The organism is Paraburkholderia madseniana (assembly GCF_009690905.1).
Classification (GTDB): Bacteria; Pseudomonadota; Gammaproteobacteria; order Burkholderiales; family Burkholderiaceae; genus Paraburkholderia; species Paraburkholderia madseniana.
Map to the genome: position 1 here is coordinate 89,889 of NZ_VOSW01000011.1, position 20,380 is coordinate 110,268.

The 20,380-nt window shown below is 60.5% G+C and carries 18 protein-coding genes; 11 read left to right on the forward strand and 7 right to left on the reverse strand.

All coding sequences use genetic code 11. The annotated features are described in order from the left end of the window. The first annotated feature begins 118 nt into the window (after window positions 1–118). A complete protein-coding gene (locus tag FSO04_RS08215) occupies window positions 119–1,195 on the forward strand; it encodes an ornithine cyclodeaminase (protein WP_154559230.1) in 1,077 nt (358 codons plus the stop codon). 57 nt (window positions 1,196–1,252) lie between these two features. Then, window positions 1,253–2,191, forward strand: coding sequence for a citrulline utilization hydrolase CtlX (ctlX, locus tag FSO04_RS08220; protein ID WP_154559192.1), 939 nt, complete (start codon window positions 1,253–1,255; stop codon window positions 2,189–2,191). A gap of 155 nt (window positions 2,192–2,346) precedes the next feature. On the opposite strand, the gene FSO04_RS08225 is transcribed toward ctlX, so the two are convergent. Continuing rightward, window positions 2,347–4,068: a hypothetical protein gene (locus tag FSO04_RS08225; protein WP_233464771.1), complete on the reverse strand. Its 1,722-nt coding sequence runs from the start codon at window positions 4,066–4,068 to the stop codon at window positions 2,347–2,349. Between FSO04_RS08225 and FSO04_RS47425 the strand changes: the two genes are divergently transcribed. Then, window positions 4,034–4,360: a hypothetical protein gene (locus FSO04_RS47425; RefSeq protein ID WP_233464772.1), complete on the forward strand. Its 327-nt coding sequence runs from the start codon at window positions 4,034–4,036 to the stop codon at window positions 4,358–4,360. The two genes, FSO04_RS08225 and FSO04_RS47425, sit on opposite strands and share 35 nt — an antisense overlap. Window positions 4,361–5,545: 1,185 nt before the next feature. Here FSO04_RS47425 and FSO04_RS08230 read toward each other — a convergent pair. Both FSO04_RS08230 and FSO04_RS08235 read right to left on the reverse strand, forming a co-directional pair. Then, window positions 5,546–7,462 carry an SMP-30/gluconolactonase/LRE family protein gene (locus FSO04_RS08230; protein WP_154559194.1) on the reverse strand — a complete coding sequence of 639 codons (1,917 nt, stop codon included), beginning with the start codon at window positions 7,460–7,462 and terminating at the stop codon, window positions 5,546–5,548. 228 nt (window positions 7,463–7,690) lie between these two features. Further along, a complete protein-coding gene (locus FSO04_RS08235) occupies window positions 7,691–8,569 on the reverse strand; it encodes a LysR family transcriptional regulator (protein ID WP_154559195.1) in 879 nt (292 codons plus the stop codon). A 115-nt stretch (window positions 8,570–8,684) separates the two neighbouring features. Between FSO04_RS08235 and FSO04_RS08240 the strand changes: the two genes are divergently transcribed. Continuing rightward, the gene (locus tag FSO04_RS08240; protein ID WP_154559196.1) at window positions 8,685–9,563 is read left to right on the forward strand and encodes an NmrA/HSCARG family protein; all 879 of its coding nucleotides are present in this window, start codon (window positions 8,685–8,687) and stop codon (window positions 9,561–9,563) included. A 34-nt stretch (window positions 9,564–9,597) separates the two neighbouring features. Here the strand turns inward: FSO04_RS08240 and FSO04_RS08245 are convergent, their stop codons facing one another. Further along, window positions 9,598–9,744 (reverse strand): DUF3096 domain-containing protein, encoded by a 147-nt coding sequence (locus tag FSO04_RS08245; RefSeq protein WP_093637406.1) that lies wholly within the window; start codon window positions 9,742–9,744, stop codon window positions 9,598–9,600. A 39-nt stretch (window positions 9,745–9,783) separates the two neighbouring features. Beyond that, complete coding sequence (locus FSO04_RS08250; RefSeq protein WP_233464773.1) at window positions 9,784–10,209, reverse strand: hypothetical protein; 426 nt, start codon at window positions 10,207–10,209, stop codon at window positions 9,784–9,786. Between the two features lie 265 nt (window positions 10,210–10,474). Here FSO04_RS08250 and FSO04_RS08255 point away from each other — a divergent pair, with 265 nt between their 5' ends. The 6 genes from FSO04_RS08255 to FSO04_RS08280 all read left to right on the forward strand — a co-directional run bounded on the left by FSO04_RS08255 (window position 10,475) and on the right by FSO04_RS08280 (window position 16,598). Then, window positions 10,475–11,389 carry a LysR family transcriptional regulator gene (locus FSO04_RS08255; protein WP_154559197.1) on the forward strand — a complete coding sequence of 305 codons (915 nt, stop codon included), beginning with the start codon at window positions 10,475–10,477 and terminating at the stop codon, window positions 11,387–11,389. A gap of 111 nt (window positions 11,390–11,500) precedes the next feature. Continuing rightward, on the forward strand, window positions 11,501–12,691 hold the full coding sequence (locus FSO04_RS08260) for a CaiB/BaiF CoA transferase family protein (protein ID WP_154559198.1): 1,191 nt from the start codon (window positions 11,501–11,503) through the stop codon (window positions 12,689–12,691). 13 nt (window positions 12,692–12,704) lie between these two features. After that, window positions 12,705–13,661 (forward strand): hydroxymethylglutaryl-CoA lyase, encoded by a 957-nt coding sequence (locus FSO04_RS08265; RefSeq protein ID WP_154559199.1) that lies wholly within the window; start codon window positions 12,705–12,707, stop codon window positions 13,659–13,661. A 10-nt stretch (window positions 13,662–13,671) separates the two neighbouring features. Then, window positions 13,672–14,058 carry a VOC family protein gene (locus FSO04_RS08270; RefSeq protein ID WP_154559200.1) on the forward strand — a complete coding sequence of 129 codons (387 nt, stop codon included), beginning with the start codon at window positions 13,672–13,674 and terminating at the stop codon, window positions 14,056–14,058. A 102-nt stretch (window positions 14,059–14,160) separates the two neighbouring features. Further along, window positions 14,161–15,108, forward strand: coding sequence for a D-2-hydroxyacid dehydrogenase (locus tag FSO04_RS08275; protein ID WP_154559201.1), 948 nt, complete (start codon window positions 14,161–14,163; stop codon window positions 15,106–15,108). 32 nt (window positions 15,109–15,140) lie between these two features. Further along, entirely contained in the window at window positions 15,141–16,598 is a 1,458-nt protein-coding gene (locus tag FSO04_RS08280) for an MFS transporter (protein ID WP_154559202.1), read from the forward strand. 167 nt (window positions 16,599–16,765) lie between these two features. Here FSO04_RS08280 and FSO04_RS08285 read toward each other — a convergent pair whose 3' ends face one another. Both FSO04_RS08285 and FSO04_RS08290 read right to left on the reverse strand, forming a co-directional pair. Next, window positions 16,766–18,568: an NAD(P)/FAD-dependent oxidoreductase gene (locus FSO04_RS08285; RefSeq protein ID WP_154559203.1), complete on the reverse strand. Its 1,803-nt coding sequence runs from the start codon at window positions 18,566–18,568 to the stop codon at window positions 16,766–16,768. Between the two features lie 81 nt (window positions 18,569–18,649). Further along, complete coding sequence (locus tag FSO04_RS08290; RefSeq protein WP_154559204.1) at window positions 18,650–19,792, reverse strand: sigma-54-dependent Fis family transcriptional regulator; 1,143 nt, start codon at window positions 19,790–19,792, stop codon at window positions 18,650–18,652. Window positions 19,793–20,025: 233 nt separating this feature from the next. Here FSO04_RS08290 and FSO04_RS08295 point away from each other — a divergent pair, with 233 nt between their 5' ends. After that, a complete protein-coding gene (locus FSO04_RS08295) occupies window positions 20,026–20,340 on the forward strand; it encodes a helicase (RefSeq protein ID WP_154559205.1) in 315 nt (104 codons plus the stop codon). Window positions 20,341–20,380 lie beyond the last annotated feature (40 nt).

The window sequence follows — 20,380 nt, forward strand, 5'->3', positions numbered from 1 at the left end:
TTTGCCATTTTATCTGTGAAATTTGCGAAGTCTGCTGTCTTTTTGTTGGCGAGGTCCAAAGGAATAATTCCGTCATTGCTCCCGCACCGGAGCCCACATGAATCACGGAGACATGACCATGACCCGCTTTCTCGACGTACCCGCCACGTACCGACTCGTCGCCGATATCGGCGTGCCGCGATTCCTGAGCGAACTCGCCGACACCATCCGCGCGGACTATCTTCGATGGCGCGAATTCGATAAGTCGCCACGTGTTGCATGCCACTCCCAGGCAGGCGTCATCGAATTGATGCCGGTCGCCGATTCGAACCTGTTCGCCTTCAAATACGTGAACGGCCATCCGATCAACGCCGAACGCGGCATTCACACCGTGATGGCGTTCGGTGCGCTCGCATCCGTCGATACGGGCTACCCGTTGTTCCTCTCCGAACTCACCCTGACCACCGCCTTGCGCACCGCGGCAACGTCCGCGCTCGTCGCAAGAAGCCTGGCCCGCCCCGACTCGCGACGCATGGCCTTGATCGGCAACGGCGCGCAAAGCGAATTTCAGGCGATCGCGTTTCACACACTGCTCGGCATCAATGAGATTCGCGTGTTCGATGTCGATGCGCGCGCAACCGATAAACTGGCGCTCAATCTTGCCGCGTGGCCGGCCCTGCGTATCGTCCGCGCGACATCGACAGCCGACGCGGTGCGCGGCGCCGATATCGTCACGACCGTTACCGCCGACAAAACCTATGCAACGATCGTCACGCCGGACATGATCGAGTCCGGCATGCATCTGAACGCAGTCGGCGGCGACTGCCCCGGCAAGACCGAGTTGCATGCGGATGTTCTGCGTATGAGCCGCGTGATTGTCGAATATGAGCCGCAGACGCGCATCGAAGGTGACATCCAGCAGCTCCCGGCCGATTCGCCCGTCACCGAACTGTGGCGCGTGCTTGCCGGAGAGGTTGTGGGGCGGCAAAGCGCGGAGCAGGTCACCGTGTTCGACTCTGTCGGCTTCGCACTCGAGGATTACTCGGCGCTCCGCTATCTCGACGCACTGGCGCAGCGCCACGACGTGGGCATCGATGTCGCGCTGATCCCGACAGTCAGCGATCCCAAAGACCTGTTTGGCGGCCTGATACAGACTGCAGCCACGCCAGCCGCCTTCACCCCGGCACCCGCCGACGCATTCGCCTTCGCGCGCTGATCGAGCCCGCCATACGGCCGTTTCGCCCCATCTTTCCGCAACCCGCTAACGAACCCCATGAGCCTTCTGTCGATGCAGGCGCCCGCCGCCGTTGTGATGATTCGCCCCCACCGCTTTCATCCGAATCCGGAGACAGCGGCCGACAACGCTTTCCAGCGTGCTGGCCACGCCCTTGATTTCACAGAAGCGACAGCGCTTGCCGCGGCGGCACGCGACGAAGTCAGCGCTGCGGCGGCCAGCCTGGAAGCGGCCGGCGTATGCGTTCACATGTTCGACGATGGCGGGAAGAACGAGACACCCGATTCGGTCTTTCCGAACAACTGGTTCTCGACGCACGCGGGCGGCCACGTGGCACTCTTTCCGATGCACTCGGTCAACCGCCGGCGCGAGCGCAGGCACGACGTGATCGAAATGCTCAAGACCGAGTACCGCGTGCAGGACGTGATCGACTATTCCGGGCTGGAGCACGACGATGTCTTTCTGGAAGGCACGGGCGCCATGGTGCTCGACCATGTCGCACGCGTTGCGTATACGGCACGTTCACATCGCGCCGACCCAGTGGCGCTCGAGCGCTTCTGCACGCATTTCAACTTCGAACCGATGTGCTTCGATACCGCCGATGCGGAAGGCCGGGCGGTCTACCACACCAACGTCATGATGAGCGTGGCGACCGAATTTGCGCTAATCGGGCTGGACCTTATTCGTGACGACACACGCCGCAGCGAGGTACACGCGCGCCTGCTGGAGAGCGGCCGGACTGTTATCGCGCTCACGCACGCGCAGATCGGCAATTTTGCCGGGAATGCACTGGAATTGTCGGGGAAGGATGGCCGCGTTCTAGCGTTGTCAGAACGGGCGATGTCGTGCCTGACGGCACAACAGAAAACGCTCATCGAGCGGTCTGCACAATTGCTACCGTTGCGCGTGCCGACCATCGAGCTAGCTGGCGGCTCGGTGCGCTGCATGCTCGCAGGGATCCACCTGGCTCGACGTTAAGGCACTCGTTTCCGTAAAGCCGGTGCCAAGCTGGTGCTTGCTGATCGTTGCGTTTGCAACGGGTTAAGCGTTCGGCTCCTGACCGGAGAACGGCCAGAACGGGCCGATCGACGCGCCGCCGCTCCCACCAGCGGCGCGTCGATACGACTCAGCCCTTATTGGCCCGTATACCCGACCGGAACAGTCGCATTGGCCTTGGCGACCGTCGCGTTGTTCGAGACGATGTACTGCGGCACCTCGGTGAGGGTCAGCGTGACTTTGCCGTTGGTATAGGCCAGCGTGCTGGTATTGCCGTAACCATCGATCTTCGTCACATTGCCCGACGTACCGGCCCCGTCGACCTGAAGCGAATAGCTCGTCGAGTAGGTCTGGCTATAAAGTCCACTGCTCGCAGGCCACTGCGCGTTGCTGTGCGCCCATGCAGCGGTCACCACCTTGCCGTTGCCAAGCTGCTGGAACGCATATGCAAAGGTTCCGGACGGCGCGCCCGTAACCCGACCCAATGTGTTCGTGCCGTCCAGCACACGTGTCATCGTCGCGAAGGCCATCGCTTCGGGTTTCGGCGAGAGGTTCGCTGCACCATAAGCGCCTTGCGCGTCATTCAGGTCGAAGAACGAGCCGTATCCCACTTCGCCCGGAAAGTCAGGACCATAGAAAAGCGTCGTCAACTGTGCGCCGCCACCAAGCACAATGATGTGCGACCGCACGCCAACCGCAGCGTGAGCGAACAACTGGTTCTGCGACGGCACCGTGGGGCCGTAGTTGAGACCCGGATCGTAGCTCGTGCCTGCTTCGGTGAAGAAGAGCTTCATGTTCGGCTTGCCCGCCTGCATCACCGAACGCAACTGCGTCATCTGGTTGTCGAGCGCGTTCGCCTGGTTCGCCGGATCCGGATCGGAGTCCTGCAATTCAGGCGGATGTGCCGGATAGGTGCCCGCATTCCAGTAGCCATGCGTTGAGACTGCGTCGATGTAATTCCACAGGCCGAGCGCACCGAACTTCTGCAGATAGCCGGTGGTGCAGGTGTCGCAATTCGCAGGGAACGGGTTGCCGGTACCCATCACGACGGCATTCGGATCGGTCGAGTGAATGCCCTGATACGCGGCCTTGTACATCGCGACGAAGTTCGCGTCGCTATCCGCCCAGCCGAGGCTCGGCTCCCACGTCACCTGGTAATAGTTGCTTTTCTGGTTCGGGTAGTTAGCAGCGCGAATCAGACTCGTATCGGTACCCACCTTGGCCATGAAGCTCTGGAACTCGGGCATGTTCGACGGCGCATAGTAGCTGTCGTTGAATTGGCCCGTCTTCGAATCCCATGCAGGCAGTCCATCGAGACGCACGATGCGCATCTGATCAGGATTCGCCTTATAGAACGGATCGAGGTCGTTCACGCTCGGCGTGTACGTGTTGGGGCCATTGGGTTCCATGGCCGATACCTGACGGTCGTCGATGGTCCACGAGATGCCCAGATCATGCAGCGCGGCGATGTTGCCGTTGAAGCCCTGCATGCCGAAGCGGTGCTGATCCTGATGGGCGTACGTTACGGTGCCCAGTACCGACGTCAGGTTCGGCAACACGCCGAACGTTGCAATACCCACCGGACGCGTTCCGGTGTTGGGCAATGTGCCGCCGTTCGAGCGCAGCGTCGCTGTCAGCGCGCCATAGCCTGACCACGTCGACGTGCATGGAATCGAGTTGGTTTGCACGCCGGAGCTAACCGCAAAACTGCCCTGCGCCTTGATCGCGCCGGTCGAGTCCGCCACGGACCAGACGACCGTATCCGCGCTCGGCGCGTTCGTCGTAATCGCGAGCTTGAACGCTGCGTTGTTCTGGAAAATGCGCATGCCGTCCGTGGTGGGCGTGTCGGCGCTGATCACGCCATTGGCGGTTCCGCCGGCAGTGTGCGTGGGCGTGCCGCACGAGAGGGTCGAGCTGCCCGGGGTTGGCGTCGGAGCTGGTGTCGGAGTCGGAGTCGGCGTTGGCGTTGGCGTTGGCGTCGGCGTCGGCGTCGGCGTCGGCGTCGGCGTCGGCGTCGGCGTTGGCGTTGGCGTTGGCGTTGGCGTTGGCGTTGGCGTTGGCGCCGGTGTCGGAGTCGCGGCAACCGCTCTCACCCAGCATGATTTGTCGTACCCGTATGCGGGATCTGTCTGCGAGACCGCGCCGACATAGCATCCGACGCCGTTGCTAAAGGTAGCGGGGGCCGACAGCATGACCGACGGCGAGGTGGGCGGAACTGCACCGAACACCACCGAGCCTGTTCCGAGGAATTTGCAGGTGCCGTTCTCTTGTGCGCACAAGTTGTATTGCAGTCCTGCGACGGTGATGGTGCTCGTAGCAGCCTGCGCGTTCTCCGCACCAAACCATGCAAACACTGTTGCTGCCGCAACTCCCAAAAGTTTGAAGTTTCTCGTCATTGTCTGTATGTATCGCTAAAAAGCAGGTTGTCCCCGAGGAGTGAGCAAGATCGATCTAAGCCGTCCCGCTTTGGCGTTCTTTGAGTACTGAGAGATTTGAAGCGGCGAACGCGATGATCGCGTTCATTGCTGATGAAGCTGGCGCTTTCGATGTGCCGGTATCCACTGGCAGATACCGTTACGCATTCGAACGCGCACTGAGCGCCGCCTGGCGGCAGTGCGCTCAGCATTTTGATCTGTCACCCTTCAACAGATAATAATTACGTCATCCTTACTATTAACCAAGAATGTTTGCGTGGTGAAGTTCTATCAGTGACTGACGGCGAACCCGGCGTCCTCGATGTCAGTCGAGTCAAATCCAGGGCGTGACAAGGCCCGTTCGGAACCTAAAACTAATTAGGTTTCGAGCCTAATTCCCGAAAAGGAAAAGCTGTGAAAACCGCTGACAGGTAGCGTTAAAGTCGCTCGACTCATTCGCAACCCATTCGTATGAGAGACGCTGGTCCAGCGCCGCAAAAACGCCTACCCACGCAACCTTTACTTGACCGATGCCGTTCCCGGCGCGTGCCCGGCATTACTTACAGCCAGTGTATTGGCAGACGAATTATAAACGTTTCATCTGTGTAACGTGGGCACGATCAGGGACGATAAGTAGTAGTTCAAAGAATCTTATGGGAAACGCTCCAGACGATTTTCAAAAGCAGAGGAAACGGAAAATCTCTGCCTCACCGGGGGCGGAAAACGCAGGTCTTTGACTTTCCTTCGAAGAAAAATAAATCGACCTGAGCAAAGAATAACGCGGCTCGTTTTTATATTATTAATATCAATACGTCCACGTTCCAAATGCATAGGCAGAGAGAACTGAACGAGGCGAATTCAACGAAGCGTGGAACGCGCACCGCATCTTTTTTCGTCTGATCATAGCCTCGAAGCAAACCGATCATGGCGTCCAGCGATAAACAACAATGCTGGAGCCGTTGTAGTTGTCTTTCGTGATCACGTACTCGCCGGCCGATCTAAGGTATGCCCTCAGGCCATACATCGAATCCACGTCGTTGCCCACATCCACCGTGCCCGCACTCGAGTTGATCAAGGTCGTATCGAGGTTACCCGTGGTGAGATTGAAGGCGTCGATGTTGGGCACCGTATGCACGTAGCCGACGAAAAGATAATTTCCGACGGCCGTGATCGACTTCGGGTTGGCACTGGTGAGGTTGATCACCGGATTGGGCTTCGTGGTGTTGCCCGCGCTCCAGCCGTGATACACCTCGATCCTCGATTGAATCGCGGTCCAGTCCCAGCTCCCGGCGATGCCTTGCGCGAGAATCATGGTGTCGCTCTCCGGCAGATAGATGATGCGTGTCAACGGCCGGATGCTCTGCGGAATGGAGATGGCGATGCCGGGTCCCCATGTCGGTTTGCCGGTGCCATCGAAGCTGACCAGCGGGTAGTGATAGATGTGATTCGTTCTGTCCAGACCGGCCCATACGTCCCCCCTGCTATCGATGCAGAATCCGCCCGTGATCTGTCGCGTTGTATTGAACGCAGGACCTGGAATCGACGCATCCGGAATCGCGATATAGCCGCTCGCCGCATTGAAATGGTAGAAGTAAAAGATGCCAGGGTTCTGACCGGACGCGACGAGGATCCGATTTCCACCAACGCTAACGAGCTGACCGAAATGCTCGTCGCGCTGCGTATCGTTCATGTTGAGACGTGGATCGGACGGATAGCTGAACGGGTCGACGGTATTCGCGACGAAGGCACCACCCGCGGTGCCGGTGTAAATGTTGGTGCCGCCATAGAAGTAGGCGCCGTCCGTAACCGGATCTGGTGCTGCGACCGCCTCGAAGTTGAGGGACTGAAGTTTCCATTGCAGGTTGCCGGCACTGTCATACGCGTGAATGTCGGTGCTGCCGTTGCGGCCGAGGTCCCAGCCGCCGCCCCACGGGTTGTTGAGCACATACAGGTTGCCGGCTGCGTCTTTTCCGATGCCGACAACACGGGTGAAGCGCTTGTCGCCAACCTGGCCTTTGATGCCTGCGGTGCTATCGAGATAGCCGCCCTGAATGCCGAACGTGCCGACCAGAGTCGGCGTGCCCGAGATGTTGTAGAGCTTGATATTCATGTCGGGACCCTGGTCGCCAACCATGAGCTGTCCTGACGATGCGTCGAAATACAGCGCTGACGGTCGCGAAGTCGCGGGCATCTGGATAGTGCTCAGCGGAGCACCGGCCGGACTGAATTCAACGATCGCGGCCGCGCTTTGCTGCGCTACCCAGAGATTTCCCGCGCCATCCAAAGCGAGTGCGCCGGGACCGGAGATGTTGATGTCCTGCTGCCACACGCCGTCGGTGGTGTAGACCCGGACGCGATTGCCCGGGAAATCGCTCGCATAAAGGAGAGTGCCGGTCGTGGCGAGCCCGGTGATGACATCGGCGTGCTTGACCGCATTCCAGGCGCTCACGGGGATGAGGACATCGCGTTTTTGAGTCGCTCGGTTGTATCGCCCTACTGCACCACTGCCGTACACGGTGCTGTACTGCAAGGCCGCGAAAATCGATGTGGCATTCCCCGTAATCGCCCCACCCTGAAACTCGCTGTTGATTCCAATAGAGCCGATGCTCTTGCCGTTCTGATAGATCGCGACGCCACCCTCGTTTTCATCCCATAGGGAAGCCGTATAGATCACGCCTTCAGGCGCGACCCACATCGAACGTGCAGCGTTGCCCACGTGCGCGGCTTGCGTTCCGAACGTGTTCGCCAGCCAGTCGGTGGTGTATTGCGCCTGACATGCCGGCGCAATCACGGTGATCAGTGCGCCAAGCAGTGCAGCACGAATTCGTTTCTTAAGCATGAGCGATGCTCTCCTGACAGTTGTCCTCGATAACGTAAATCACCGCAAATCACCGAATGAAATGTGAAAAATTCAGCAAGCATATTTGTTGCCGGCCATTCGCAAGTTCGCGAGTATCGCTCAAGTTTTTGACATTCCGTAAATGTTCGACTTCACCGTTTTCGGATTCTTCACGGTAGCGATTGCCGCCCCGTTCTTCGCGGCGAAAGATCCGATAACGTCAGCCCGTCAGAACCTGACTGAGTCGGGTTTCAGCATGTCCATAAACGCCCGCACCTTGGCACTCAGCAAACGTCGCGAACTATAGAGCGCCCAGATTTCCACGGGCGGGCCCGCCTCCACGCCCCAACAAACCAGCCGTCCTGTCGACACGTCCTGTTCAACCAGCAAGCGCGGCAGGAGCGCTGCGCCCACGCCTTGCAGCGCGGCCTCGCGCACCATCAGCAGCGATGACATTCGCAGCACCGGCATCGGCTTGATGACCCTCACGCCGCCTTCCGTGCGCATGTTCCAGAGCAAGTCGGAATGCGCCGCTATCGACACGACCGCCGGCACCTGCAGCTCGTCGGCTTCGCCTGCGAGCATCGACGGTATCGACAAAGTCGGCGAAGCGACCACGAGGCGCTCGTCACCGAGAATGCGCCGCCCAACGAGCTGCTCGTCACGCGGTGGATTGATACGGATGACCAGGTCGTAACCGTCCTCTACCGGATCCGCGACGCGGTCTTCCGCGATGACTTCGAGCTCGACCTGCGGATAGGCCAGCGCAAAGCGTGCAGCGATCTGGCACAGCAAGACATGCGCGAACACGACCGGCGCGCTGATGCGCAAGCGCCCGCGCGGCACCGGCGCACGCGACGCGACCGCCTCACCCGCCTCCTGAATCTCCGTCATGAGCCCCCGCGTGCGCTCGTGGAGGGCGAGACCTTCCTCGGTCAGACGCAGCCTGCGTGCGCCCCGCTCGATCAGCCGCACGCCGAGATCTTCTTCCAGCTCGGCCACGCGCCGCGACAGCGTCGCCTTGGGACGGTCGAGCGCGCGACTGGCCGGCCCGAAGCCGCCATGCAGTGCAACGGCGTTGAAATCCGCCAGCGAAGTCAAATCCATGATCGTTCCATTTACGAGACGAGATGTCTTGATTCTGGCACTTTCGATCGTCCAATGGAACGACTATTGTTCGTCTCACGGACTAACCCAGTCCATTCAACCCCAGGAGAAAGTCATGGCAATCCTCGTAACAGGCAGCACAGGCGTGGTCGGCAAGCAGGTTCTCGACCATCTGAACGGCAGCGGCGCCGAAGTGCGGGCACTGACCCGCTCGCCGGAAAAGGCCCAATTCCCCGCTGGCGTCACCGCGGTCAAGGGCGACCTGTCCGACATCGACGCAGTGCGGCGCGCACTGAACGGTGTCAGCACGGTGTTCGTGCTGGCCCCCAACGCCGCGGACGAACTGACACAGGCACTGCAGACGCTGAGCGTCGCGCGGGAGGCCGGTGTGAAAGGCATTGTTTATCTGTCGGTTTTCAAGGGCGCGGAGTATGTCGATGTGCCGCACTTCACCGGCAAGCACACGGTCGAGCGCATGATCGAACACTGCGACCTGCCGGCGACGGTGCTGCGCCCCGCCTATTTCATCCAGAACGACGTCCGTCAGAAAGACCCGTTACTGACGCACGGTGTCTACGGCATGCCGATTGGCAGCAAAGGAATTTCCATGGTCGATGTCCGCGATATCGGCGAAGCCGCGGCACGCGAACTCCTGCGCCGCGAGCGCGCCGCCAATCCGCTACCGCGTGAAACGTACGAACTCGTCGGTCCTGACGCGCTGACTTCGGAGAATATCGCTGCGATCTGGGCCGAAGCGCTGGGACGCCCGGTCCGCTACGGCGGCGACGATCTCGATACCCTCGAACAGCGTCTCAAGGCGGTCGCGCCGGGTTGGCTTGCCTACGATATGCGCCTGATGATGCGCCGGTATCAAGAGGACGGCGCAGTCGCTTCGAAGGCGGAAGTCGATCGTCTGGCTGCGCTGCTCGGGCGGCAGCCGCGATCCTACCGGGACTTCGCAGTTGCCACCGCCGCCGCGTGGGCGAAGGGCTGATTGATCAGGAGGGGCGAAAAGGAGAGACGTGCGTTCAACGAATGTGGCTTCCGAAAAGCCCCAGCAGTCCAATCACGATCAGATAGATCGCGACGATGTAGTTCAAGAGGCGCGGCACGACAAGAATCAGAATACCGGCGATCAATGAAACCAGCGGACCCGCATTGGTGAGCATATGCATGATTGTCTCCTCGCTCCTCGTGCGCGCACTGCACAGACATCAATGCCCGTTGCAGAAAACGGCGGTGAGAAAAAGTGGAACGACGTCGCGAATGACCGCATCGCTGCCGGCGCGTCGTACGCTCGCCTCAACCGACGCGGCAGAGCCGGTCACCACCACGCCGTATGTCGGGGGCGTAACCGGCTGGCCGCTGCCTTGTTTGAAGATGGGATCGTTTTGCTCATACCCGAAGACGGCATAGACATGAAAGCCGAATGCCGTCAGGTTGCTGCCGCGCGCGGGACGAAATGCGTTGACCGAGTTCGCTTCAATGCGCATTGGCTTTGCATCGATCGACTGCTCGTCCAGAAGCGGAGCAATGAAATCATGCGGGCTCGACTGGCAGTCCAGTTTTGCATCGAGCGCATAGGCATTGCACACGGGTGCAGAGAATCCCACGCCCAGCGACGGAATGGCGATCAGCATGCGGAGAACGGACGGTTTCATCGTAACAGCGCGATCGTTCTGCTGGATTGTTCGAAAAGCTCGAAGACATGAGGCAGCAGATCGTTGAGACCCCAGAATCGTACGGATGACCCGGCAAGTCTGTACGGTGACGCTCAGATCCGTCAAGGCCGGCGAACGGCAGCGGCGTGTGGCGAAAGAGGATGTCGCCGTGAGGCAAGCCTACTATGATGCGTGGGCCGCTTCACTTTCCGTCGACTTCCAGCGCGCTAAACGCCACACACCCATGACCAGCTCCTCACATTACGACCTGCAATCGCTGCGCCTTTTCATCGTCGTAGCAGAACTCGGCAGCCTGACAAAGGCGGCTGAGCGCACCTGCATGACGTTGTCAGCGGTCAGCAAGCGCATGGCCGACCTGGAGCGCAGCATCGATTGCACGCTCATGTTGCGGCAGCCGCGCGGCATCGAGCTGACTGCCGCCGGCAAGGGTCTGCTCGCGCATGCCCGGCAAGTCGCCGACCGCGTGAACCGCATGGCCAACGAGATGAGCGACTACGCCGCCGGCGTGCGTGGCCACGTGCGAGTCTGGGCCAACACGTCAGCGATCATCCAGTTCCTGCCGCACGACGTGCAGGCTTTTCTGTCCGACAACCCCAGCGTAAAGATATCGCTCGAGGAGCGCTTGAGCGACGAAATCGTCGCGGCGATCCGCAGCGGCACCGCCGACATCGGCATCTTTGCGGACAACGTGCTGGCGCCAGGTATCGAGAAGGTCGCTTATCGTCAGGACAAGCTCGTGCTGCTGGTGCCGAACGGCCATCCCCTCGCGTCCCTCGAAGAAGTCGCCTTCGCCGATACGCTCGACTTCGAGTACGTCGGCCTGAACGAAGGCAGTTCACTGCTCGCGCGGCTGCTCGATGCCGCATTCAGCGCGGACCGGGCTCTCAAGCTACGCATCCAGGTGCACAGCTTCGACGGCATCTGCCGGATGATCGAGCACGGGCTCGGCATCGGCGTATTGCCCGAGGGCGCCGTACGCACCGAAATTCTCGCGACGGGCCTGCGCGCCGTGAAACTCACCGACGCGTGGGCGCATCGCACCTTGTGGATCGGCACGCTGTCGCGCGAAACACTGTCGCCCGAAGCATTGCGTCTCGTCGACTTCATGTCCGGCCGAACGGACGGCACAGACAGTTAATCCCACGACCCTTTCCAGATGGGAAAGGGTCGTGGAGAATCCATTGATTTTCAGCACGCGCGGGTTGTCGCAAAGTGAGCGTCAAGAGAACGACGTTTGCAAGGAGACAACATGACGAAGCCGCTAGAAGGCGTTCGCGTGCTTGAAATGGGCCAGCTCATCGCCGGTCCCTTCGCTGGAAAAATGCTCGCCGAGTTCGGCGCGCACGTCATCAAGATCGAACCACCCGGCTCGGGCGACCCGCTGCGCAAATGGCGCCTGCTGCATGAAGGCACGTCTGTCTGGTGGGCGGCGCAATCGCGCAACAAGGAATCCGTCACGCTCGATCTTCGCTCGCCCGAAGGCCGGGACGTGGTTCGCCAACTGGTCGCGCAAAGCGACGTGTTGATCGAAAACTTTCGTCCCGGCACGCTCGAAAAATGGGGCCTCGGCTGGGAAGAACTGCATGCCTTAAATCCTGGTCTCGTGATGCTGCGCGTGTCCGGCTACGGGCAGACCGGTCCCTACCGCGACCGTCCGGGTTTCGGCGTCATCGGTGAAGCGATGGGCGGCTTGCGGCATCTGAGCGGCGAAACCGACCGCACACCCGTGCGCGTGGGCATCTCCATCGGCGATTCCCTGTCCGCCTTGCACGGCGTGATCGGCATCCTGCTCGCGCTGCGCCATCGCGACCAGAACGGCGGTACGGGCCAGATGATCGACGTCGCGCTCTACGAGTCGGTCTTCAACATGATGGAAAGCCTGCTGCCCGAGTACTCGGCGTTCGGCGCCGTGCGCCAACCGGCGGGCAGCAGCTTGCCCGGGATCGCGCCGTCGAATGCGTATCGCTGCAGCGACGGCAAATATGCGCTGATTGCAGGCAATGGCGACAGCATCTTCCGGCGTCTGATGGAACTGATCGGCCGCCAGGATCTGGCCGACGATCCCGCACTCGCTCAAAACGATGGCCGCGTAAAGAACGTCGAGCGGCTGGACGCCGCGATCGCCGACTGGACCCTACACCGCACGCTCAACGACGTGCTGGCTGCGCTCAATGAAGCCCGCATTCCCGCCGGAAAAATCTACGACGTCGCCGACATTGCGAGCGACCCGCATTACCACGCACGCGACATGATTCTCGACGCCCAGCTCCCCGATGGCACGCCCGTGCAACTGCCAGGCATCGTCCCGAAGCTGAGCGCGACGCCGGGCACGGTGAACACTCCCGCGCCCACGCTCGGCCAGCACACCGACGAGGTGCTGGAAAACCTCGGCATCGACAGCACGACCCGCGACGCCTGGCGCGCACGCGGCATCATCTGAACAGGAGCACCGAATGAGCAGCAAGCGTCTGTATATCCAGGAGGTCGCCACCCGTGATGGCTTCCAGAACGAGGCCCGCTTCGTCGACACCGACGCCAAGATCGAACTGATCGATCGTCTGAGCGCGTGTGGTTACGCCAAGATCGAAGTGACCTCGTTCACCTCGCCAAAAGCGATCCCCGCCTTGCGTGACGCCGAAGCTGTGATGCAACGGATCGCGCGACGTGAAGGCGTCGTCTATACCGTGCTCGTTCCGAATCTGCGCGGCGCAGAGCGCGCGCTGTCGTGCGGTGTCGATGAAGTCAATCTCGTGATGTCGGTCAGCGAGAGTCACAACCGCGCGAACTTGCGCATGAGCCGCGAGCAATCGTTCGCCCAGTTGCGCGACGTGATCGGCGTGGTCAGGCAAACGAAGGTGGCGATCAACGTGTCGCTGTCCACGGCGATGGGCTGCCCCATGGAAGGCGATATCGACCCAGCAGAAGTGCTGGAGTGGATGCAGCGCTTCGCCGACCTCGGTGTGCATGGCGTGACGTTGTGCGACACCACCGGCATGGCTTACCCGTCGCAGGTTGGCGAACTGTGCGCCGCCGCGCGCGAGCGCTTCGCCGCGCTCGAACTCACGCTGCATTTTCATAACACGCGCGGCATGGCGCTCGCCAATACGCTCGCCGCGCTGGATGCCGGCATCGATCGCTTCGACGCGTCGCTCGGCGGACTCGGCGGATGCCCCTACGCGCCAGGTGCGACGGGCAACGTCTGCACTGAGGAACTCGTGCACATGCTCGAGCTCGACGGCTACGACACCGGCGTGGATCTCGCCGCCGTGCTGTCCGCCTCCGCCCTGCTTCCCGGATTGATCGGCCACGACGTGCCGAGCCAGTTGCTCAAGGCCGGACGGCGCCTGGACCTGCACTCGATGCCTTGCATCGCGGCTGACGGCCTGCCGGAACAACGCGCATTTTCATAAGGAACAGGACATGGCACTCATCGACCACCTCGATCACCTCGTACTCACCTGCGTCGACTTCGCTGTAACGAAGCGGTTCTACACCGAGGTCATGCAGATGCAACTCGAGACGTTTGGCGAAGGACGGATTGCATTTCGCTTCGGCAATCAGAAGATCAACGTCCACGTGCGTGGTGCCGAATTCGAACCGAAGGCCCATGTTCCCGTACCGGGCGCGCTCGACCTGTGCTTCATCGCCACCGTGCCGCTCGACGATGTGATTGCGCATCTGGCCCGCTGCAAATGGCCGATAGTCGAAGGTCCGGTTGCGCGCACCGGCGCTACGCAGAAGATTCGCTCGGTGTATGTGCGAGATCCCGATCTGAATCTGATCGAGATCTCCGAACTGATGGCGTGATGGAATGACACCCTGCTATCCACGATCCGCCGACTTTCACTTGCCGTTCAGCGAACTGAACAGCGTGGCTTTGCGGCCCATGCTGCCCAAGGCGGGGGTTCAATGAACATCGTCCTGCTCGACAGCGGCACGTTGCCCACGCCGCTCACCGCGCCGGCCTGGGCGAGCGAATGGTCCGTTCGTCCGGCCACGCGCGCCGCCGACGTGGTCCATGCGCTCGAAGATGCCGCCATTGCTATCACGAACAAAGTGCCCATCCGCGCGGCCGATCTGCAACGTCTGCCGAAACTGCGCTTTATCTGCGTCGCCGCGACGGGCTTCGATTGCATCGATATCGACGCCTGCCGCGAGTCCGGCGTGATCGTGTCCAATGTGCCGGGCTATTCGGCACAGAGCGTCTCCGAGTGGGCGCTCGCGTCGATCTTCGCATTGCGGCGCAACCTGTTCGCTTATCGTGAAGCCGCTCGCATCGCCTGGCCGGCGTCGCCGCATTTCTGCGTGCACGATGCGCCGATTCTCGATATCGCCGGTTCGACGCTCGGCATTGTCGGGCGCGGCGCGATCGGGAATGCGCTCGCACGGCTGGCCCGCGCGGTTGGCATGAACGTGATGTTCGCGGAGCATCGCGGACGACAAACCGTTCGCGAAGGCTTCACACCATTCGACGACGTGGTCCGGTCCGCCGACGTTTTCTCGCTCCACTGCCCGCTTACGGAGACAACACGCAACCTCATCGACGCGCCCACGCTTCGCGCCATGAAACGCGGCGCGCTGCTCGTGAACAGCGCCCGCGGAGGTCTTGTCGATTCGACGGCGCTGGTCGAAGCCCTCATGAGCGGCCACCTCGGCGGCGCCGCGCTCGACGTACTCCCGCAGGAACCGCCCGATCCGCATGAGCCCCTGCTCACCTGTGCGCATCCCAACCTTATCGTCACCCCGCACATCAGTTGGGCGGCGACGCATGCCGCGAACCGGCTCAATGCCGGCATCGAAGCAAACCTCGCTGCGTTCCATGCGGGCGCGCCGATCAACGTGGTGAACGGCGCATAAGCCGACCCGAAAGCAAAGAAACGGAGACAAACATGAACACCAGGAATCTGGACGTGGGCGGCAGTGCGGCCGCCCATTCGCGCATTGCTTCATCCGAACCGGACAAAGCCGACGATACACCCGCCCTTCATGCCAAAGCCACCACCCTGGGTGGCTGGATGGATAACATGCCTGCGGGCTCGCTGCATCGATTTGTGGTGTGGGTGATCGGCATAGGCTTGTTCTTCGACATGTTCGAAATTTTCCTTGTCAGCTCGATCGGCGCGGCGTTGCAGGGGGAATACGGTATCGACAGACACAGCACGGACTTCAAGCTGCTGCTCGCTTCGGCGTTTATCGGCATGTTCTTCGGTGCATTTTTTCTAGGCAGCATGGCCGACCGAATCGGCCGGCGCAAGGCCTTCCTATTCAACCTGATCTGGTACAGCGGCTTTTCGCTGATCGGGGCATTGTCGGTCAACGCCGAGATGCTGGTGATCTGCCGCTTCCTCACCGGCATTGGCGTAGGTGCGATCTATCCCGTTGCCGATAGTTTTTTGTCCGAGATTCTGCCCAAGGAACGTCGTGGGCGAATGGCTGCATGGGCGTACACCACCTCATATATCGCCGTGCCATTGGTTGGATTTCTGGCGCTTTGGCTCAATCCTCTTCACTTTGGCGCCGTGGCCGGCTGGCGCGTTATTCTGGTTATTGGCAGCCTGGGCGCTGTGCTGGTTCTGCTTGTGCAGCATAAGTTGCCCGAAAGCCCGCGTTGGCTACTCGCGCAGGGCCGCGTCGAGGAGGCCCATGCCATGCTTCGGCGCTTTGCCGCCAGTGCCGGCGTGACAGTGTCGGTCATCTCACCTGAAACGACCGTCAAGCGGAATCCAATGACCTTGGGCGAGCGCATTGCCTTGCTGCGCCGCCCTCCCTATAACAAGCGCTACCTGATGTTGACCATCTTCCATCTGCTTCAGGGATTTGGTTACTACGGTTTCGGCACACTCGCCAGCACCGTGGTGAAAAGCCGTGGCTTTGACGTGACGGACGGAACGCTCTTTATCGCCTTGTCGTTTCTCGGCTACCCAGTCGGATCGTTGCTTTCGATTCCGCTGCTCAACTGGATTGAACGCCGTACCCTGGTTATTGGCGCCATTTTGTCCATTGCAGTTTTTGGCCTGGGTTTTGCCTATTCCAACACCTCGGCGCTGATTGTTCTCTTTGGTGTGTTGACAACATGTGCGTCGAACGTGTTCAGCAATGCGTACCACGTCTACCAATCTGAGATCTTTCCAGCCAGCGTGCGCTCAACCGCCATCGGCAGTACTTACTCGTTGTCCCGCATCGTGAGCGGCATGCTGCCTTTCATCTTGCTCCCTGTATTGAACCAGCAAGGAGCAGGCGCCATGTTCGGCATCATCGCGGCGGCGCTGCTAGTCGTGGCTGCCACGCTGCGGATCTTCGGCCCTCGCACTACACGACGCAGCCAGGACGAAATCAATCCAGGTTGAGCCGCTTGTCGTGTTTCGCACGTGCCCGGCCCGTACTGCTTCATCTCTGAAGGCGACGCGCTGATCAACGTCAGTGGCAACCGTATTGCGTCGATGCGCGTCGCTCCCCCATCCGGCCGTCTTAACACTGGGCCGTAAGGAGCGCGCGCATCAACGACACACCAACGTCAGGAAAGGTGATGCACTTCCTGCAGGCCATAAACCGGCGTCGCAATTCCCTCCATGCGCGCCTTCAATTGCAGAGATAAATACTGCGAGTAGTGGCGCGACTGATGCAGGTTGCCGCCATGAAACCACAAGGCAGGCTGCTGCGTGGGCTTCCACATGTTGCGTTGCTCGCCTTCCCACGGCCCCGGATCTTTCGTCGTATTCGAACCCAGCCCCCACACCTTGCCCACTTTATCCGCCACTTCACGCGAGATGAGATCGGCGGCCCAGCCGTTCATCGATCCGTAACCGGTTGCATAGACGACGAGATCCGCCTCCAGCTCAGTGCCGTCGCTTAGCAAAACAGAGTGCTCTTTAAGTTCGACCACATCTACACCACTCTTCAACTTGATCTTGCCATCCGCTACAAGGTCGGCGGCGCCAACATCAATGTAGTAACCCGACCCGCGCCGAAGATACTTCATGAAGAGCCCCGAGTCGTCATCCCCGAAGTCGAGCATGAAACCGCGCTTTTCCAGTCGCGCGTAGAACTCGGCATCGCGCTCCCTGATCGCATCGCACACGGGTTTTTGAAACGTGTGCAGGATCTTGTACGGGATCGACGCAAACGTCAGATCGGCTTTCGACGTCGTCATGCCAGACGCCACCGCGCGCTCGGAATAGAGATCACCAAGAGCAAGTTCCATCAGCGAATCTGACTTCACGATATGCGTGGACGACCGCTGAACCATCGTGACGTCGACGCCCGCTTCCCACAACGCCGCGCAAATATCATGCGCCGAATTATTGGCGCCGATCACGACCACTTTCTTGCCCTTGTACGCATCGGGTCCCGGGTGTTTCGACGAATGATGCTGCTCGCCCTTGAACACATCCATGCCTTTGAACGAGGGAATATTCGGCTTACCCGACATGCCCGTGGCAAGCACAAGCTGCTTCGGCCGCAAGGTCAGCGTCTCGCCGTCGTGCTCGACCTCGACCACCCATTCCGCCTTCGCTTCGTCATAGCGCGCGGACTTGCAAATAGTCGATCCCCAATAGTTCAATTCCATGACCTTGGTGTACATCTCGAGCCAGTCGCCGATCTTGTCCTTGGGTGTGAAAACCGGCCAGTTATCCGGGAACGGCAAATAAGGCATATGGTCGTACCACACCGGATCATGCAGACACAGTGACTTGTAGCGGTTACGCCACTGGTCGCCAGGACGGGGATTCTTATCGACGATGATCGTCGGCACACCCAGTTGCCGCAGACGCGCGCCCAGTCCAATTCCACCCTGCCCGCCACCCACGATCAAACAGTAGGGCTGCTCCGCTCGACCCAGCGCCTGCGCTTCGGCTTCCCGACGCTCCTTCCAGCTCGTTCGGTCCATGCGTGCGCCGTGTTCCGCACCCATCGGACGACGGTTGCCTTTGGGTTCCTCATGGCCTTTCAGCTCGCCCATGGTGGTCAGCAAAGTCCAGATCAGGCCATCCTTCACGCGGATAAAACCGCTGCCGCGGGCAACTTCCGTTTCGAAGGTGATCCAGGCCTGGGCTACACCGCCGGCTTCGGTCGGCACTTCATTTTCGGCGATCCGCAGCCTGGTCGGCTTGATGGCGCCGAGTTGCGCATCGAGCATGGCGCCGATCTGGTCGCGGCCCTCCATGGTTTTGATATTCCAGGTGAACGCAACCAGATCGCGCCAATAGCACTCAGGCTGAAACAACGCGACGGCCGCAGCGGTATCACCGCGTTTAAGCGCTGACTCCAGGGATTCCAGAACATTTCCGATAATCTTGCTTGCATTATTTTCAGGCATGGTTGCTCCTCCATTCGATACGGATTGGTGAAACGTCGAAGTAATACGCGGGTTCTTTGCCCGCTGGATAAGCGTGGACCGCTAGCGCCGGTGAGGCGGGACAATGCCGAACTTCGCGATCCGTCTGTAAAGCGTCGCGCGCGACATGCCCAAGGCTTTGGCTGTCTCGTCCGGATGCCATTTCGCATCCGTCAGGGCGGCGACGATGCGATTACGCTCAAGGGCGTCGATATCGGTGAGTGTGGGTTGCGCCTGAGGCGCGGGATTGCGGGGCTTCGGCGCAGCTTGCCGTTGTGCGCGAATGACGGGCGGACGAACGCGGGCATAGAGCGGCGAGCCGTTGCCCGCGAATTTGATCGTGACCATGTCGCGGCCTGGTCTGACATCCAGAAGACGCTCGGCGCGGACATCGAAGAGCTCGGAAACAGGTCGCGGCAGCCGATCGAGGCCCGGCACGCACTCTTTTGCCCGGCGATTTGCCGCAATTGCGTTTCCGTGCGCATCGAATGCGATCAGAATTTCCGGCTGGGCCTCCACGTAGTGACGATTGCGGTGCGCCAGCAAAACCCAGTAATGCGTGGTCGCGTTGAGAAAGAAGCTGTCCTCGATCAACACTGCGCTATGACGCACGATGTGGTTGATCAGACGCTGGCTTTCGCGTTCGTCGGGCGAGCGAATCGCCGATGCATCCAGCACGCCGATCAGTTCGCCTTCCAGCCCGAAGATGGGCGAGGCACTGCAGGTCAACGTGGTAAAGGCGGCCCGAAAGTGATCGGTCTTATGAACCGTGATCGGTTGGGAATCGAGCAGCACCGTCGCGACGCCGCAAGTTCCCTCTTCCTGCTCGGACCAGCAGGAGCCCAAATACAATCCCGCTCGTTTGAAATCGTGGCGACGATCCCGGTCAACGCGATAATCGATCGTCACGCCCTGCGCATCGGTGAGCATCACGCAGTAGTCCGCTTCGCGAACCGTCTCATGCAGACGCGAAAGGCATTCTCCCGACGCCCGTAAAACCGATTCTTCCCGATGCTGTACGTCGCGCAGTTCGGGCACGGTCAGAATCCGCGGCCCCTTTGTCAGGTCAGGATCGAGATGATATTGCTCGAGCGAGCGCCAATACGACGAAGTCAGCCGCGTAGCATCGCCGCCGCGATCAGGCATTCGGCCTTCGATCAACCTGCGGATCCGATCGATGTGTCTCACTTGCGGAACATAGGGCATGAATGTCTCCGGTCGGCTCGGCGCGCATCGTCATTCAGTGGCACGCTTAGGATGACTTTTAACATGCGGGTTCCGGAACAGCACATTGCAGTGCACCATCATTCCGGATGAGACTTTTGTCTCAGTCTGTTTGTCGTTGTGGGGACTGAGCGTAACCCGATTTCCAGAGTGAGGAAAACGGGGATGCGTTACGCCCACTGCTAGAATACTTGCCCTTTTCCTTGGAGACGCACATGTCCTGGTTCATCTATGAAGTGCCCGAATACAACGAAGACGGGGCGCGCATCGAACCGTTCAGCGACCTGCGTAGCCGTGTCCTGAAAGTAAGTGGTCAGGCAATGGTCGACGAACTGGAAAGCGTCCGCGAGAACGCCGCGACGACGGCGAACACGCCCGCCCACCCGCTGCGCACCGCGGAAAATCCTCACGTATTCCCGATCCCGTATGCCGACTCCATGATCCTGGTCGGGTTCATCTTCGAACTGAAACGGGAGTCCCGGCATCTGGTGGTGTCACCGGTGGAAATGCCCTGGCTGAAAGACGCGTAAGACGGGCTGTCGAGTTGGACCGTGCGCCAACCGTTTGCTG

Bases quoted from the DNA above. Each gene is read 5' to 3' on its own strand.
- FSO04_RS08215 (WP_154559230.1), top strand. From the start codon at position 119: ATGACCCGCTTTCTCGACGTACCCGCCACGTACCGACTCGTCGCCGAT.
- FSO04_RS08260 (WP_154559198.1), top strand. From the start codon at position 11,501: ATGACGAAGCCGCTAGAAGGCGTTCGCGTGCTTGAAATGGGCCAGCTC.
- FSO04_RS08255 (WP_154559197.1), top strand. From the start codon at position 10,475: ATGACCAGCTCCTCACATTACGACCTGCAATCGCTGCGCCTTTTCATC.
- FSO04_RS08235 (WP_154559195.1), bottom strand. From the start codon at position 8,569: ATGGATTTGACTTCGCTGGCGGATTTCAACGCCGTTGCACTGCATGGC.
- FSO04_RS08230 (WP_154559194.1), bottom strand. From the start codon at position 7,462: ATGCTTAAGAAACGAATTCGTGCTGCACTGCTTGGCGCACTGATCACC.
- FSO04_RS08250 (WP_233464773.1), bottom strand. From the start codon at position 10,209: ATGCTGATCGCCATTCCGTCGCTGGGCGTGGGATTCTCTGCACCCGTG.
- FSO04_RS47425 (WP_233464772.1), top strand. From the start codon at position 4,034: ATGCCGTCCGTGGTGGGCGTGTCGGCGCTGATCACGCCATTGGCGGTT.
- ctlX (WP_154559192.1), top strand. From the start codon at position 1,253: ATGAGCCTTCTGTCGATGCAGGCGCCCGCCGCCGTTGTGATGATTCGC.
- FSO04_RS08240 (WP_154559196.1), top strand. From the start codon at position 8,685: ATGGCAATCCTCGTAACAGGCAGCACAGGCGTGGTCGGCAAGCAGGTT.
- FSO04_RS08275 (WP_154559201.1), top strand. From the start codon at position 14,161: ATGAACATCGTCCTGCTCGACAGCGGCACGTTGCCCACGCCGCTCACC.
- FSO04_RS08295 (WP_154559205.1), top strand. From the start codon at position 20,026: ATGTCCTGGTTCATCTATGAAGTGCCCGAATACAACGAAGACGGGGCG.
- FSO04_RS08265 (WP_154559199.1), top strand. From the start codon at position 12,705: ATGAGCAGCAAGCGTCTGTATATCCAGGAGGTCGCCACCCGTGATGGC.
- FSO04_RS08245 (WP_093637406.1), bottom strand. From the start codon at position 9,744: ATGCATATGCTCACCAATGCGGGTCCGCTGGTTTCATTGATCGCCGGT.
- FSO04_RS08270 (WP_154559200.1), top strand. From the start codon at position 13,672: ATGGCACTCATCGACCACCTCGATCACCTCGTACTCACCTGCGTCGAC.
- FSO04_RS08285 (WP_154559203.1), bottom strand. From the start codon at position 18,568: ATGCCTGAAAATAATGCAAGCAAGATTATCGGAAATGTTCTGGAATCC.
- FSO04_RS08290 (WP_154559204.1), bottom strand. From the start codon at position 19,792: ATGCCCTATGTTCCGCAAGTGAGACACATCGATCGGATCCGCAGGTTG.
- FSO04_RS08280 (WP_154559202.1), top strand. From the start codon at position 15,141: ATGAACACCAGGAATCTGGACGTGGGCGGCAGTGCGGCCGCCCATTCG.